Origin of the sequence: Pedobacter sp. SYP-B3415 (genome assembly GCF_004138205.1) — a bacterium.
Taxonomy (GTDB): domain Bacteria; phylum Bacteroidota; class Bacteroidia; order Sphingobacteriales; family Sphingobacteriaceae; genus Pedobacter.
In genome coordinates this window covers 237941-253963 of the sequence record NZ_RXNQ01000011.1, presented here as the reverse complement: position 1 = coordinate 253963, position 16023 = coordinate 237941, and the positions used below count along the sequence as shown (strand labels likewise).

The following is a 16023-nucleotide window of genomic DNA, read 5'->3' as shown; positions in this document are numbered from 1 at the left end:
AAGAGAACAGGGGAAGCATACATGCCGTCCCGTTGGACTTTTTACCGCATTTCGTTATCTTTCCCGCATGTTAGCAGGTCTGGACTTGAATGAGGTAATGGTCATCGACATAGAGACTGTTCCACAGTACCCTGATGCCGGTGCCGTTCCTGCGTACATCATGGAATTATGGGCAGCCAAAACGAGGTTCCAGCGCAAAGAACAAACCGCCGAAGAATTTTATCAAAATGCAGGCATTCAGGCCGAGTTTGGTAAAATTATTTGCATCAGCGCCGGCATTTTCAACTTCAGGCAAGGCAACCGGGAATTCAGGCTGAAATCTTTTTATGGTCATGATGAAAATCAGCTGCTGCATGAGTTTGGTCTTTTGTTGTCACGTCAAACTGCGGCACGCTCATTCTGTGCGCATAACGGAAAGGAATTTGACTTCCCGTATCTCTGTCGGCGGTTGCTTGCCAACGACCTGCCCCTTCCCAAACAGCTACAGCTCTGGGGCAAAAAACCCTGGCAGGTTTCACATATCGACACCATGGAGCTTTGGCGCTTTGGCGACCAGAAGAACTTCACTTCGTTGAATCTGCTCGCGGCCGTTTTCGGAATACCGACACCTAAAGATGACATGGACGGCAGCCAGGTCAGAACCGTTTATTACGAGGAGAACAACCTGGAACGCATTGTAAACTATTGTCAGAAAGACGTGGTGACCACAGCTCAGATCCTGTTGAAGTTTAAAGGCGAGCCCTTGCTCGAGGAGGAAAACATAAATATCATAAACTGATGCTAGAGGTAAAAAACCTGCAGATATCTTTCGAACACGAAGGCAAAAAAATTGAGGCCGTGAAGGGAATAAACCTTGAGGTATCCCGCGGAAAGGTGCTCGGCATTGTTGGGGAATCCGGGTCGGGCAAATCTGTCAGCTCATTTGCTGTAATGCGTCTGCATGATGAGCGGCGGACCGAAATTAAAGGTACGATACAATTCAATGGCCGTAACCTCATGGCGCTTAAACCGGAAGAGATCCGGGTCTACCGGGGAAACAAAGTTTCCATGATTTTCCAGGAACCAATGACTTCGCTTAACCCTGTTTTTACATGCGGAAACCAGGTAGCCGAAGCGATTATGCTGCATCAGCGTGTAAGTCATAAAGAAGCAAGGCAGCAAACGATCGCGTTATTTGAAGAAGTTCAGCTGCCCAGGCCGGAACAGATTTTTGACAGCTACCCCCACCAGATTTCGGGGGGACAGAAACAGCGGGTCATGATCGCTATGGCGCTCAGCTGCAATCCGGAGCTGCTCATAGCTGATGAGCCTACTACAGCGCTCGACGTCACCGTGCAAAAGACCATTCTTCAGCTGCTGTTACGGTTAAAAACTGAACGGAATATGGGTATGATCTTTATTTCGCATGACCTGGCCGTTATCAGTGAAATTGCAGATACTGTTAGCGTTATGCTGCACGGTGATGTCGTTGAACATGGGCCTGCACGGGAAGTATTTGAGAATCCGCAGCATCCATATACAAAGGGACTTCTTGCCTGCCGCCCTGCCCCTGATCTGCGACTTAAAAAGTTGCCCGTTGTGGCCGATTTCCTGCATGCCGATCCGATGCAATCTGTACAGCACCTAAGACAGGAGAACAGTTATACCAAATCTGAAATCAAGGCGCGCCGCGACATGTTGTATGCGCAGCCACCCTTGCTGGATGTGCGGGAACTAAGCACCTGGTACCCGCTAAAAAAGGGATTTTTCGGAGCAGCAACTGAAGTGGTACGGGCCGTTGATTCAGTTAGCTTCCAGGTTTTTCCGGGCGAGACACTTGGGCTTGTCGGCGAGTCGGGCTGTGGGAAGACCACCCTTGGCCGAAGCCTGCTTCGGCTTGTTGAGCCCAGCGCGGGAAGGATCCTTTTTAAAGGGACCGACCTGCGCACGCGCGGCAAAAAGGAGCTGCAGGAAATGCGCAGAAATATGCAGATTATATTCCAGGACCCTTATTCGTCGCTTAATCCCCGGATCAGTATTGGCCATTCGATCATTGAGCCGTTAAAGGTTCATGGCTTACATGGCAGTGACCGGGCGCGAAAAGATAAAGCCATAGAGCTGCTGCAAAAGGTGGATCTGAAAGCCGAGCATTTTAACCGCTATCCCCATGAGTTCAGCGGTGGCCAGCGGCAACGTGTAGTGATTGCGAGGGCGCTGGCGCTGCAACCCGAGTTCATCATCTGCGATGAGTCTGTCTCTGCCCTCGATGTTTCGGTACAGGCCCAGGTGCTGAACCTGCTCAGGGAACTGCAGCAGGAATTTGGGTTAACGTACATTTTCATATCGCATGACCTGGCTGTAGTCAAACATATTTCAGACCGGATGATTGTGATGAACAAGGGCAAGATTGAAGAGCAGGGTTTCCCGGAAGACATCTATTCAAGACCTTCGGCTGCATACACAAAAAAACTTATCGACGCCATTCCGGGACGCCAGCGGTTATGACGGCTGCCGCCGGATCGGAGGTTTGGCTGGGTACTACGAGAATTGGCGACCCACCTTTTGTCGCGCTGAATTTATGATCAGGGGCAGCCAGACATCGGGTTTTTAACCTGACTTGACATCGTGCGGATTGAAAATCCGCCTCTCGATGCTCCCCGATTACAAATCGGGGAGGACGATCAAACCTGACCGGATATTGCGGGGATTGAAGATCAACCTTCTGTCGCGCCGGATTTGTAATCCGGGGCAGCCGGACATCGGGTTTTTAACCCGACTTGATATCGTGCTGATTGAAAATCCGCTTCTCAATGCTCCCCGATTACAAATCGGGGAGGACGATCAAACCCAACCTGGTAGCGTGCGGGTTGGTGCCCAGCCCTGTCGCGCCGGATTTGTAATCCGGGGCAGCCGGACCCCGGGTTTTTAACCCGGCTTGATATCGGGCGGATTGAAAATCCGCTTCTCAACGCTCCCCGATTACAAATCGGGGAGGACGATGAACGATAGAAGGGTGACGCAGCGCAGGTACCTGCTAGTCAATCAAAAGCGGGTCTTCATCTTCGTCTGTCAGGCCAAGCTGAATGTTTTCACTGCCTGCTATGCCCTCGATAGATCCGCGGATGTGGGCCGCGTTTAACAACACTTTCTCCAGCTGCTTCTCGCGCGCCTTCCATAACCTTTCCATCGCATCACGCTCTTTCTGAATTGACAGTTTCATACTCATGAAACCTTCCCGTATGGCCTTCCACTGCTCTGAAAATTCCGAGCTTGTCAGATAATCGTACAGCAAATGCATTTTGTCCCCACGATTTTCCTGCGATTTCATCACACCTGACAACTTCAGAATGCCCTCACGCAGAACATACGCCACGGCATTCACTTCTTCAAAAGAACAGATCCATACGCCGTCACGCTGACCGAAACAATCCATACCTTTTGGATAGGCTTGGGTAACAATCACAGCCACATCAATACCCAGGCTGCGCATGTCGCGCTTCAATTTCTCAATCCACTCAAGAGAAAAGTCTTTTGTCCGCTTGCTTTCGTAAATGATCCGGCCACACTCCTGCCCAAACTGATTTCTCACGAGCTGGATACAATCTGCACCCCTGACGCCCTTTCCCACCTCCTCTATCACATCAAACGGGTAATTGCTCCTGAGCAGTTCCTCTAAGATAAGCTCCTGGACCTCTCCCTGCAGCTGCATGCTTCCCTGCTCAGCTTTACGCCGCATTTCTTCAGCAAGCTTTTTCTGATCGTCCAGTTGTTTTTCGAGTTCCTTTAGTCGCAACTGGTGTTCGGTATCTTTGATGGCATTTTTTTCGGCTTCCTGCTTTCTGATCTGTTCAACGAGTTCATTGCGCTGCTCCTGCATGCGTCGCTGCATGGCCAGTTCCAGTTCGGCCTCTTTGTCTTTCAGGGCCTGCTCCCGCTGAAGGAACTGAATTTCCTTTTCGCGCGCCTGACGAAGCCGTTCAGCATTGTCTTTTGCGTTTTCTTCCAGAAGCCTTAACTGCGTTTCGAAATCTGCTGCAATATTTTTCCTAAGATTGGTCTCCAGGTCTGTTTTCAGCTTCGTTTTTTCCTCTGCAAGTGTTAGTTCAAAACGGCGCTGCTGTTCTGACTTTTCACGCTCAGCCTGTTCAATCCGCTGCCGGTATTCCTCTTCTTTTTTCTGAGTAAACGAGCGCATCTGCTCGCGCAGCTCTTTTTTGTAGTCTTCCGCTATGGCATCTTCCATCGGAAAAACGTGCGAACAACTGGGGCACTTGATCTCTGTCGGCATGTGGCTTGGCAATTTGAATGGATTACAAAATTAACGTAATTCACCCAACTTATCAATCGGCGCCGGGCGATTGCCCCCCTACCCATCCGGATCGTTCCGGCTGGTCGGTTCAGTTTAAAAGCGCACCGTTGATGATAGCACCCGCCTTGGTTCCCAGCGCAATCGCGTTGGCCAGCGAACGCATCTGCGTTGTATTGTCGCCACCCGCATATACACCTTCTACCGTGGTTTCCTGCATTTCATTTGTCATCAGCAAGCCGTCGCTGTTTAACAGGCAGCCCAATTGTTCCGGTAACTCACAATGTTGTTTGAAAGGGATTCTTGCATACATGGCCTCGACCTCCAGCGCAGGGCCTTCTTCAAAACGGATAGCGCTTAACATTCCTTTGCTATGCACAAAACCCGATATCGGCGATGTAATAACCGGTATATTATGTTCTTTGAAATATTCCAGTTGAGACAAACTAAACGTTCCCCGGTCATTTGTAACAAGGGTTAGACTTCCTGCCCATTGCGGCAGCAGTTTTGCAAAATGCATGGCATCATCGCCGGCCGCAAACAAAGCTGTAGGTTTGTCAGCAAGTTCATAACCATGGCAGTACGGACAGTGAACAATCGAGCGACCCCAGCAATCTTCAAAACCCTCAATGGCCGGAAAAAGATCGCGTACACCAGTCCCAAAAAACAGTTTCCTCGCGTGGTATGATGCCCCGCCGGCCGTTTCAACCTTGAATCCGGCGCCGGCTGGTACAGCAGAAACGGCTGTATCGCTCAGAAAAGAAATGCCAGGATACTTTGAGACATCTGATTTCGCCTTTTGGCGTATCTCTGCGGGAGGAACACCATCAAAGCCAAGCAGGTTGTGCGCATGTGGCGTATACCGGTTACATGCCTGTCCACTGTCTATCACTAGCACTGTTCTGCGCGCCCGGCCAAGCGCAAGCGAAGCGGCCAGCCCCGCAAAACTCCCCCCTATTACTATTACATCGAAATTTTTCTGTTCCATATCTTATCTTTTTCACAAATCTAAACTAAAACATATCAAATGCAACATGATTGCTTTTAGCGTCAGCATTTCTGACTTTACGATGATCTAAATTTGGGCGGTATTTCCAATCAGAAGTCGCTTTGCAAGCCCGGCTAACGAACACACCTGAACCCCATATTACTTAGTCCGGAGTCGTACGAACTTTTCATACGCCGGGCTACCCTATATCCGGAACAATAACTGTCGTTACACATAAACGATCCCCCGCGGGCTACTCTTTTTGGGACAGATGGTTCTTCCGGATCAAAACTGTCTGCAGGACCTTTGGGATTTATAATACCTTCAGTGCTTGCTACGCGCTGGTAGTAGTCGTTTCGGTACCAGTCGGCGCACCACTCCCAGACGTTTCCGGCCATGTCAAACAATCCGTAACCATTGGCAGGAAATGACCTCACCGGCGCCAGTCCCTTAAAACCATCGCGCGCGGTATTTTTGTCCGGGAAATGTCCGTCCCAGGAGTTGGCCTTTGGTTTGCCGGCTTCCACATGCTCATTACCCCAGGGGTAAATCTCGTTTACTCTTCCGCCGCGGGCTGCAAATTCCCATTCAGCTTCCGTCGGCAGCCGTTTGCCGGCCCATTGGCAATAGGCGTTCGCATCATCCCAGCTTACATGCACCACGGGAAAATTTTCCTTTCCTTTAATGTCACTGCCGGGCCCTTCAGGATGCTGCCAGTCAGCGCCGGGCACCCAACGCCACCACTGATTGAAATCACGAAGGTCTACCTGGGTTGCGGGCGGATTAAAAACGAGCGATGCGGGTACGAGTTGGCTATCATCTGGTTTAGGCGTACCGGGAGGGAGCTGTTTTTTCAGCTCTTCCCAGTCGGGTTTACGCTCGGCAGTAGTCTTATAACCGGTTGCTTTTACAAATGCAGCAAACTGGGCGTTTGTAACCTCATGCACGTCCATCCAAAATGCACTGACGGTTACCCGGTGTTTTGGATATTCATCCTGAGCTGCCTGGTCATTGTCTGCACCCATCATATAGGTGCCGCCGGGAATGCGCACCATATCTGTATGAGAGGTATCCCCGTTAAACTTGATATCATTGCCGTTCCCGGCAGCAGCTGATGCCGTATCCTGAATCGGATCTTCTTTTGCATTACTGCTGCAAGCCTGAAAAAACATGATTGCTGTCGCAAAAAACACCGGCAACACCATCCTTGAACTCTTCATAAAAATCATTTACGTCTGATACACAAGTATAGTGGAAAAGCGCCTCATATGGGTTTCTGTAACAACATTGTATGTTGACCGGCTGGCAGTGATCTGCTTGCACACAGATGTTTTCTGTTTACGCCTCCGGCGGATTTTCCATCCGGGTCCGGTCCAGTTCAGACAAGGGTGGCGTGCTGCCTGTGATTACCGGTGCATCGATCGTATTTCCAAACGTTTTTTCCTGTAGGGTTTCGCTTTCCGTTCCGACCGATCCTTGTTCTGCAAAACGCACCATTGTAAGCAGGGCGAGGGTTTCGAGCCGCGCCGAAGACCTGAAGGGCAGGTGTGCATGTAAATTTATCAGCTGACCTTCGGTGAGTTTGAAAACATCTGCCTCTGTAATAAATTCCATCTCGCCTTCCAGCACCTGCACGGTAAGCAGGCCTGTGCCCTCATAACTTCCCGGCTGCAGCAGTGCACCCGCGTGCAGCGCTACCAGCGTGATGGTCATTCCTTCAGTTTTGAATACCGTAATGGCATTACGATCTGACTTAAGCCAGGCTTCTTCTGTTTTGATCTGCTCCCTGAATCTTGGCAGGTCGATATGCAGTACCTCCGCATCAAGGGTGCGGTCGCCTTCGGGCCTGTTATAGGTTGATCTGTTTTTTTTCTCTTCCATATTGTGTTCGTTAGCCAACTATTTCCTGCGCATGGCCGTTAAAACAGCCGCGGTTACCAGTGCGCCAAACAGATAATAGCCGGTTGTCATTGCTTTTGTTTTTGTGGTTCGTGTAACCGGCTCGGGGTTCAGCCCCATGGGTTTGGGCAGCTGCACAGCTCCCACGCCCGCCATGAGTCCATACATAATACCGCGGGGCCATATAAACCGCGGATCGCCTGCGCCGATCAGTGCGTAATAAAATGCATTGCCAACCAGGTCAGAAGCCAGTGTAGCCTGGTAGAGCTCCCTGTCTCCGGGTACCGGCGACCCGAAATACCGGAGTGATTTTGCTAGTGCCTCTTCGCCGATCTTATTAACGCGCGGAGCACCTTTGTCTGTTTTCCGCATGGTCTCATGCAAGATATTTAGTGCGATAGATCCGGCAAGGCCGGCTACCAGTGATCTTAGTTTTTGCATATTATTTTTCGTTTCTGGTACTTACCCACACAATTGCCTGTTCCAGTTCGTTTTTCTTAAAACCACGGGCTTCTCCCGGGCTCACGTATGAAAAGTAGTTGGTAAATGTTTCTACCGACTCCTGTGGCGTCACAATAGCCATTTTTTCCCATTTCGTTAAATGCCGCAGGCCGGCTACCATGTCCTGAATCCAGGCACCGAAGGTAAAGTTCTGCACATCCGTATCAAGCACAAGCAGGTAGTAGATTTCGTTCTGGCTTTGAACCAGTGCATCAAGTCCGGGCAGCAAAACCTCTTTCAGGTCGGCCTCCGTTACCTCGCCGGTGGCACGAACACCAAAAACATGTGGTGGTAAATTATCGATTTGTGTGAGCATATAGGTTTTTCCATTGAAAACACGGTCGATATACGGAATGTTTCAGGAAAAGATTTACGCTATGCAGAACAGGGCGCCTGCTACGGGTATACATCCAACGCACGCACTTCATCCAAGAGTGCCTGCAGGCGTATGGTCAGGCTGCTTAGTGCGTTAAGATCCTGAGGCGTTAACGTAGTCGTGGTATACAACTGTGCTTCCATCGCGCGCAGCGAGCCTGCAAGCGGTCTGGATCCAATCTGACCTGTTCTCCCGGCAAGTTTATGTATCACGGCATGAACCGCAAGGGTATCGCCGGCATCAACCGCAGCCTGTAATGCACTCAGGTCGCGTTCAGTATCTGCGGTGAAACGCTGTAATATCTTCTGGAGCTGCCCGGCATCGCCAAAGGTCATCCGCTCCAGCGTCGATAAATCCAGCGAATCGTTTTCAAAAGAATCAGTTTTTTGCAGCGGTATGGCCCCGGCACCCAATGTTTCAGCGGCATCAAACACAGCTATCAGTTCCTCCTCCCGGAAAGGCTTCGTCAGGATACCATCAAAGCCCTGGTCAAGCACATGTTGCCGCTCGTCGGGCAGGACCTGGGCGGTGATGGCGAAAATTTTCACATCGCTTCCTGTCCGCCTGCGCATCTGCGAGCAGAGCTCCAGCCCTGACATCTCAGGCATACGGATATCGAGCAGGATAAACTTCACATCGTCGCTGAGCGGTGCCTCAAGTAAGGTCAACGGTGAGTTGAACGCTTCAAAATCTATTTGGTACTTACGAAAAATGAGGCTGCACAAATCCAGGATCAACGCATCGTCGTCGGCAATCCAAACTTTAAACGGATATGTGCGCCGCGGAACCGTCATATCATTTTTTGAGGCCGGCGGTTCAGCATGTTCATAGGTAAGATAAAAAACAAAGGTACTGCCGGCTCCGGGTTTGCTGCGCGCGTAGATGCGTCCGCCCAGGTTCTCCACAATTGATTTGCTGATCACCAGTCCAAGCCCGGTTCCGGTCTGGTTAATAATGCTTTTCTCTGGCATTTCCACTTGTTCAAATTCACGGAAAATGCGTGCGCTGTCCTTTTCATCAAAGCCGATGCCCGTATCGCGAACAGAAAAACTAAAGTGACGTTCGTTCCCCTGCGCTTTGCAGGCTACTGAAAGGGTAATGCTCCCCACCATGGTAAACTTCACAGCATTCCCCAGCAGGTTAAACAGCACTTGTCTCAGCCTGAACGGGTCGCCGGTTACAAACTGAGCACCATGCAAATCGTACTCTGCATTCAAAACGAGATTTTTTGCTTCCGCGTGCGGCCTCATTGCGGCCAGCACCTCATCAAGCAGTGCAGTCATTGAAAATGCCTGTTCGGAGAACGTCAGTTCGCCAGAAATGATCCTGTTGTAATCCAGCACCTCATTGACAATCTGCAGCAAGTGTTCTGAAGAATGGTGAATAGCCTCGATGTGTTTACGCTCGGGTTTATCTGCATCGCTGATCAGTTTGGAGAACCCGATAATTGACTGGAGCGGGGTCCTGATCTCATGGCTCATATTTGACAGAAACCGCTGCTTGGCCCTGCCAAATTGTTCAGCCTCTTCTTTTGCCTGCTCGAGCGCCTTGCGGTACCGGTTACCCCGTACAATATCAGCGAGAATGAAATACAAGAGAATTGCCGTTAGCACAAAAAAACAGAGAATGATCAGGCTGATCCGTTTTACGCCGCCGTTAACAGTATGCTGTGCTTTGTGAACATTCTGATTGATCTGTTCCACAACCTGCCCTTCAACCTGGCCAAGAATATTCAGCATGCGGTTAATAAGCTGACCATTGGCTTCAGCAAGTTCAGCCTCACGATCCAGGAAGCGTTTGCTTTTTGCTTTTTGCTCGCGCTCAATGATCCTCAGCGAATTTTCCAGGTTCCGGGTCAGGCTATCCTGCCGGGCAAGGGCAATGGTGTCCAGCCTGACGTTAAACTGTTCGTTGGTTACACTTTGCGGCTCAGACACTTCGGCCTCTTCGCGTTTTTTACCAAACAGTTTATTAAGAAAACCTTTTCGCTCTTTTTCAACGGGCACGAGGGTTGTGGTTGAGGTTGTACGTTCCGTGGCCACTATGGTCGTATCAGAAAGACGCGCACCTTCATCGACAAGCTGGTTCAGCCGCTGCAGCTGACTGGCAATGGCTTTGTTGTTCACCATCCCTTCGCGTACCTTCAGGTAGTTCAGAAACTGCTTATCCCTGGCGGTAAGAAGTTTTCCTATCGACTGGAAACGGGCGAGTTGGAGCGAATCCCGGGCATACAAGCTATTCAGGGTATCAAGCTTCCTGCGCAACAGTTTTGATTCGGTAAAGAATTTACTGTAATTACCGGGATCGCTGTAAAGTTTGCGCTTTTGCGCCTGGTCCAGGTTGGCAATACGAAGCGAAAGATCATTGACCAGCCGCAGTCTTTCATTGGGAGCCGAAATGTTTTCGACTGTTGTAAGAATCTCATCAAAAGCACCCTTACTTACGCCCCATGCCGTGAACAAAGCGATACAGGCCAATAGAAAGCCAATAATTACTTTACCTTTTACGGCGTTGATGAAACTTTTCTGAGGCGTACCTTTTATTTTCATTATTGATGGAAAGACAGCGAATGCAGAAGCCAGCAGATCACATCAATTATCTGACCAAACAACATGTTCGTTCGCCAGCCGGCTTTTACTAATTTAAATACGCCAAACGCACGCCTGATCGTATAAATTGGCATGATGCACGCAATTTTCTTACTTTTGCCGTATGATCAGTCAACTTTGCAACGAGGTCTTTGACCGTGCCATCAGTGATTACCATCAGTTCGATGACATTGACCACGCGGTAAACAATCCATATCCGCCGCAGGCGCTGGAACACCTGTTATACGCAAAGAACTGGATAGACACCGCTCAATGGCACATGGAAGACGTGGTACGTAACCCCTCTATTGACCCTGTCGAAGGCCTTGGGTGGAAGCGCCGTATCGATGCACAGAACCAGATCAGAACAGACATGGTTGAGTTTATAGACAGCTACTTTTTGCAGCAGTATAAAGAAATTACGGCTTTGCCGGATGCCCGCATCAATACAGAAAGCCCGGCCTGGGCAATCGACCGGCTTTCCATCCTGGCACTGAAGATTCATCATATGCGGGAAGAAGCCGAACGCTTCGACGCAGATGAGGCGCATCGGGAGGCTTGCAGCGGCAAACTGGCCGTGCTCCTTCAGCAACGACAAGATCTGTCACAAAGCATCGATGAACTGCTCGAAGATATCGCTGCCGGACGCAAATACATGAAAGTCTACAAGCAGATGAAAATGTACAACGACCCGAATCTAAACCCGGTGCTGTACAAGCAAGCCTGATATGCAGCAGCCTGCTACAATCGTCATACTTCGTTTCTCTGCCATGGGCGATGTGGCTATGGTCGCCTCGGTTTTGCGTGAGTTTTACAGGCAACACCCGGAAACGAAATTGGTTATGGTGAGCCGGCCGGCATTCGCACCTTTTTTTGCGGACAATCCGGGCGTTCAGTTTCATGCGCTAAAGCCAAACGATCTGCATAAGGGCATCGGCGGACTTCAGAAGCTCGCAGCTGAACTGCGAAATTATAAACCCGGGGCGGTTGCGGATCTGCATGACAACATCAGGAGCCGTACGGTTTCGTTGCTTTTGCGGTTATCCGGTATACGAATTGCGCGGATAGACAAGGGACGAAGAGAAAAGAAAGCGCTGACGAGAAGAAAAAACAAGAAGCTGGTACCACTGAAACATACAACCGAACGTTATGCAGATGTATTCAGAAAACTGGGTCTCGATATCCAACTGTCTCATGCGCTGCAACCACACAGGCAAACACTGCCCGGCGGCTTTGAGACAAGTCAGAAAGCGAAACTGATTGGCATTGCGCCATTTGCGCAGCACAGCTTCAAGATCTATCCGACAGAAAAGATGACTGAAGTGATTTCCGGCCTGAACCAGGCGGGCTACCGGCTTGTTATTTTTGGCGGTGGGGCGAGCGAAAAACGACAGGCTCAAATCTGGGCTGAAAATTACGCTGGCGTTGACAATACGATTGGCAGGTTCACACTCAGCGAAGAACTCGCAATTATATCAAACCTTGACCTTATGCTCAGCATGGATTCGTCTGGCATGCATATGGCATCCTTGTGTGGAATTCCTGTACTGTCTGTCTGGGGGCCAACACATCCTTATGCAGGTTTTCTGGGCTACGGGCAGAACTTCGAGGATTGCATTCAACCCGAACACCCCGCCCGGCCAAACTCCATCTATGGCAACCGGCCCTGTTATTGCGGGGATATCCCCTGTATCGAACTGATTACCCCGGGAGAAATAATTGCCAGGGTACAGCAAAAACTTGAATCATGAACAAGCAAATTTTACTGCTGCGACACGGCGAAGCTTCACATAAGCCGGGGCAGGACGACTTTGACCGCGCGCTCACAGCTCAGGGCAGAGAAGAAGTGCGGGTAATGGCGGGAAAAATCCTGGCACTAAATATTCCAGGCTTGCAGGTATTTAGCAGCCCGGCGCGGCGAGCGCTCGATACAGCTATTCTCCTGGCTGAAGCGCTGGGGTTTGATCCGGCTTCTATCGGTCAACTTCCAAGTGTATATGAGGCTTCTGTTTCAACACTGCTCCGGGTCGTGAATGCGTTTAACCACAAAACAAGTCATATCGTACTGGTTGGTCATAATCCGGGACTGACCGAACTTGCTAATTACCTGAGCGACGCCGGAATTTACAATATACCAACAGCCGGCGCGGTTCTGATCTCTTTCCCGTTTGATGACTGGAAGCTGATCTCAAAAGGCACCGGCCGGATGATCTTTACAGACGAGCCCGGCCTGACCTGAGAACAGAGCTAAAACTGAAGGTGTTTAACGGTAAGCCCGTTATTAATCATTTGCTTTAGCGAATCGATGCCGATGCGCAGGTGCGTTTCAACAAATTTTTCGGTTACCGAACTGTCGCTTTCTGCCGTTTTTACACCTTCGGGAATCATGGGCTGGTCTGAGACCAGCAGCAGCGCGCCGGTTGGTATTTTGTTCGCAAAACCTGTTGTAAAGATGGTTGCCGTTTCCATGTCTACCGCCATGGCACGCAAAGATTTAAGATATTTTTTAAACTCGCGATCGTGTTCCCAAACCCTTCTGTTGGTGGTATAACAGGTACCGGTCCAGTAATCACGGCCATAATCTCTAATGGTTGTCGAAATTGCCTTTTGCAGCGCAAATGAAGGCAATGCAGGTACTTCTGCGGGTAAATAATCATTCGACGTTCCTTCGCCCCTGATGGCGGCAATCGGCAGGATCAGATCGCCGAGTTGATTCTTTTTCTTGAGTCCGCCGCATTTGCCTAAAAACAGGCAGGCTTTGGGCATAATTGCAGTCAGCAGGTCCATCATTGTCGCAGCCAACGGGCTTCCCATGCCGAAATTGATGATGGTTATGCCGTTTGCGGTTACGCTTTGCATCGGCTTATCAAGGCCCATGATTGGCGCGTTGTCATGCCATTCGCTAAACATTTGCAGGTACTTGCTGAAATTCGTAAGCAGAATGTATTCTCCGAAATCTGCCAGTGGTCTGCCCGTATATCGCGGGAGCCAGTTCGTGACGATCTCATTTTTTGACTTCAAGCCCGGCTTAACCGGAGATTCAACTTCTTTTACCTTTTTTGCATTTTTGACAATTTCCTCATCCTTTTTTACATCTTTTTCTTCGTTCATATATATTCTCCTTATTATCTGATTATAAATGCCGCGCTAAAAAAAATCCCCGGCTGTGACCGGGGACTTTCATTTTATGCAGCCTTCAATTTTTTGAAATCTGCTTTTTCAAACTTTTCTCTGGCGTAGTCCAGGTCAATTCTCAGCTCGCTCGTTCCATCATCAGACGGTACGTCGAACATGGCGTCAAGCATGATCGCTTCGCAGATTGAACGTAATCCCCTTGCACCCAGCTTGTATTCCATTGCCTTATCAACAATAAAGTCAAGCACTTCATCTTCGAATACGAGTCCGACGTTTTCATAAGCAAACAGCTTAACATACTGCCTTACCAGCGAGTTTTTCGGCTCTGTAAGGATGTTGCGCAGTGCCTGCTTATCAAGCGGGTTCAGGTGTGATAACACCGGGATACGGCCTATGAGCTCGGGAATCAGCCCGAAAGACTTCAGATCCTGCGGGGTGATATACTTGTACAGGTTCTTCAGGTCCAGTTCAGCTTCGTCGCGCTTAACCTTATATCCCACCGCCTGCGTACGCAAACGGCTTGCAATTTTGCGTTCAATGCCGTCAAATGCACCGCCGCATATAAACAGGATATTATTGGTGTTTACGGCAATCATTTTCTGATCGGGATGTTTACGCCCGCCCTGAGGTGGTACGTTTACAACAGTTCCCTCCAGAATCTTCAGCAGTGCCTGTTGAACACCCTCACCCGACACGTCGCGGGTAATTGAGGGATTATCACTCTTACGGGCAACCTTATCGACTTCGTCAATATAGACGATACCACGTTCTGCTGCCGCCACATCATAATCTGCCGCCTGCAAAAGCCTGGTCAAGATACTTTCCACGTCTTCGCCCACATATCCCGCTTCGGTCAGAACCGTCGCATCGCAGATACAGAAAGGCACATGCAAGATCTTTGCTATGGTTTTTGCCAGCAGTGTTTTTCCAGTTCCGGTCTCGCCCACCAACATGATATTCGATTTTTCAATCTCCACCTCATCCTGGTCCACTTTCTGGTTAAGGCGTTTGTAATGGTTATAAACCGCTACAGCCAGCACTTTCTTGGCATCGTCCTGACCGATTACATACTGGTCAAGGTGTTTTTTGATTTCAAGGGGCTTTAACAATGTGAGCGTCTGCTGCGCAGCCGCCGACTTTTTATTACCCATTTCCTGCATAACAAGCTGATGCGCCTGCGAAACACACTTATCGCAGATGTGTGCATCAAGCCCCTCAATAAGCATTAAGGTATCCTGTTTACCGGAGCCGCAGAACGAGCAGCGTATGTCTTTTGAACTTTTGGCCATTATTTCTTATCGTTTCGGCTCAGAACCTCATCGACCATACCCATGCCTTTGGCTTCTTCAGCCGTCATCCAGTAGTCGCGATCAGAGGCCTTCTCTACCCATTCGTAGGTCTGTCCTGAGTGTTCTGAGATGATATCGTACAATTCTTTTTTCAATTTAAGCATTTCGCGCAGGTTGATCTCCATATCTGTAGCGACACCCTGGGCACCGCCTGAAGGCTGGTGAATCATGACACGCGAGTGCGGCAGGGCTGCGCGTTTTCCTTTTGCTCCTGCCACCAGTAAAACTGCACCCATCGATGCGGCCATACCTGTACAGATGGTTGCAACATCAGGCTGAATGTATTGCATGGTGTCATAAATACCAAGACCGGCATACACCGATCCGCCCGGAGAGTTAATATAGATCTGAATATCCCTCTCCGCATCAGCCGACTGAAGGAACAACAACTGGGCCTGAATAATGTTGGCATTCTGGTCATAAATTGCGTCGCCAAGAAAGATGATGCGATCCATCATCAGCCTTGAGAACACATCCATCTGGGCTACATTCAGCTGACGTTCTTCAATAATATAAGGCGTCATTGATTGCGGCGAAAGGTTTGCCTGAGCAATAAATTTATCAACGTGTAAACCACCAATACCCTGGTGCTTAACGGCGAATTTTCTAAATTCTTTAGCGTCTATGTTCATGTGATGTTGATTTGGGCCCTGACAACCGCTCCTGTGAGCCGGCCAATCCAGGGCGTTTGATACGTTTTAATAACTATAACCGATACGGTTAATTTACGTGCCAATTTATCCAAATATTCCAGATTATAAAACTTATTCAATCTGCAGGAAAGAAACCGAAGGACAACGCTGGCGTTCCTAACTAAAATTTCCACGCTCAATCAGCAGATAATGAATATTTTGAACAGCCGATCCAGGTTTTGTTTACAAAAAGAGCAGCGTGTAGGCTGC

At 49.5% G+C, this 16023-nt stretch carries 15 protein-coding genes; 5 read left to right on the top strand and 10 right to left on the bottom strand.

Annotation, left to right across the window (positions count from 1 at the left end; all coding sequences use genetic code 11):
• Positions 1-67: 67 nt before the first annotated feature.
• Both EJV45_RS07065 and EJV45_RS07060 read left to right on the top strand, forming a co-directional pair.
• Entirely contained in the window at positions 68-778 is a 711-nt protein-coding gene (locus tag EJV45_RS07065; protein WP_129714961.1) for a 3'-5' exonuclease, read from the top strand.
• Positions 778-2484, top strand: a complete 1707-nt coding sequence (locus tag EJV45_RS07060) for an ABC transporter ATP-binding protein (protein ID WP_129714960.1) — start codon at positions 778-780, stop codon at positions 2482-2484. The genes EJV45_RS07065 and EJV45_RS07060 overlap by 1 nt, the downstream gene beginning before the upstream one ends.
• A 529-nt stretch (positions 2485-3013) precedes the next feature.
• Here EJV45_RS07060 and EJV45_RS07055 read toward each other — a convergent pair.
• The 7 genes from EJV45_RS07055 to EJV45_RS07025 all read right to left on the bottom strand — a co-directional run bounded on the left by EJV45_RS07055 (position 3014) and on the right by EJV45_RS07025 (position 10598).
• Complete coding sequence (locus EJV45_RS07055; protein ID WP_129714959.1) at positions 3014-4267, bottom strand: DUF2130 domain-containing protein; 1254 nt, start codon at positions 4265-4267, stop codon at positions 3014-3016.
• Between the two features lie 109 nt (positions 4268-4376).
• Positions 4377-5273, bottom strand: a complete 897-nt coding sequence (locus tag EJV45_RS07050) for an NAD(P)/FAD-dependent oxidoreductase (protein ID WP_129714958.1) — start codon at positions 5271-5273, stop codon at positions 4377-4379.
• Between the two features lie 134 nt (positions 5274-5407).
• Positions 5408-6493, bottom strand: coding sequence for a formylglycine-generating enzyme family protein (locus EJV45_RS07045; RefSeq protein WP_129714957.1), 1086 nt, complete (start codon positions 6491-6493; stop codon positions 5408-5410).
• 118 nt (positions 6494-6611) lie between these two features.
• Entirely contained in the window at positions 6612-7154 is a 543-nt protein-coding gene (locus EJV45_RS07040; RefSeq protein ID WP_129714956.1) for a hypothetical protein, read from the bottom strand.
• An 18-nt stretch (positions 7155-7172) separates the two neighbouring features.
• Positions 7173-7613 (bottom strand): hypothetical protein, encoded by a 441-nt coding sequence (locus EJV45_RS07035; protein WP_129714955.1) that lies wholly within the window; start codon positions 7611-7613, stop codon positions 7173-7175.
• Between the two features lies 1 nt (position 7614).
• Positions 7615-7989 (bottom strand): STAS/SEC14 domain-containing protein, encoded by a 375-nt coding sequence (locus tag EJV45_RS07030; RefSeq protein ID WP_129714954.1) that lies wholly within the window; start codon positions 7987-7989, stop codon positions 7615-7617.
• An 80-nt stretch (positions 7990-8069) separates the two neighbouring features.
• Positions 8070-10598, bottom strand: coding sequence for an ATP-binding protein (locus tag EJV45_RS07025; RefSeq protein WP_240755221.1), 2529 nt, complete (start codon positions 10596-10598; stop codon positions 8070-8072).
• Between the two features lie 163 nt (positions 10599-10761).
• Here EJV45_RS07025 and EJV45_RS07020 point away from each other — a divergent pair, with 163 nt between their 5' ends.
• Genes EJV45_RS07020 through EJV45_RS07010 form a run of 3 tightly spaced genes read left to right on the top strand, consistent with a single transcriptional unit; the run spans position 10762 to position 12876 of the window.
• Positions 10762-11364 carry a DUF4254 domain-containing protein gene (locus EJV45_RS07020; protein ID WP_129714953.1) on the top strand — a complete coding sequence of 201 codons (603 nt, stop codon included), beginning with the start codon at positions 10762-10764 and terminating at the stop codon, positions 11362-11364.
• Between the two features lies 1 nt (position 11365).
• Positions 11366-12388 carry a glycosyltransferase family 9 protein gene (locus EJV45_RS07015; protein ID WP_129714952.1) on the top strand — a complete coding sequence of 341 codons (1023 nt, stop codon included), beginning with the start codon at positions 11366-11368 and terminating at the stop codon, positions 12386-12388.
• A complete protein-coding gene (locus EJV45_RS07010) occupies positions 12385-12876 on the top strand; it encodes a histidine phosphatase family protein (RefSeq protein WP_129714951.1) in 492 nt (163 codons plus the stop codon). The genes EJV45_RS07015 and EJV45_RS07010 overlap by 4 nt, the downstream gene beginning before the upstream one ends.
• 8 nt (positions 12877-12884) lie before the next feature.
• On the opposite strand, the gene EJV45_RS07005 is transcribed toward EJV45_RS07010, so the two are convergent.
• The 3 genes from EJV45_RS07005 to clpP all read right to left on the bottom strand — a co-directional run bounded on the left by EJV45_RS07005 (position 12885) and on the right by clpP (position 15753).
• A complete protein-coding gene (locus tag EJV45_RS07005) occupies positions 12885-13748 on the bottom strand; it encodes an AMP nucleosidase (protein WP_129714950.1) in 864 nt (287 codons plus the stop codon).
• Between the two features lie 74 nt (positions 13749-13822).
• On the bottom strand, positions 13823-15061 hold the full coding sequence (gene clpX / locus EJV45_RS07000) for an ATP-dependent Clp protease ATP-binding subunit ClpX (protein WP_129714949.1): 1239 nt from the start codon (positions 15059-15061) through the stop codon (positions 13823-13825).
• Entirely contained in the window at positions 15061-15753 is a 693-nt protein-coding gene (gene clpP, locus EJV45_RS06995) for an ATP-dependent Clp endopeptidase proteolytic subunit ClpP (RefSeq protein WP_129714948.1), read from the bottom strand. Before clpP ends, clpX begins: the two co-directional genes overlap by 1 nt.
• Positions 15754-16023: the final 270 nt, after the last annotated feature.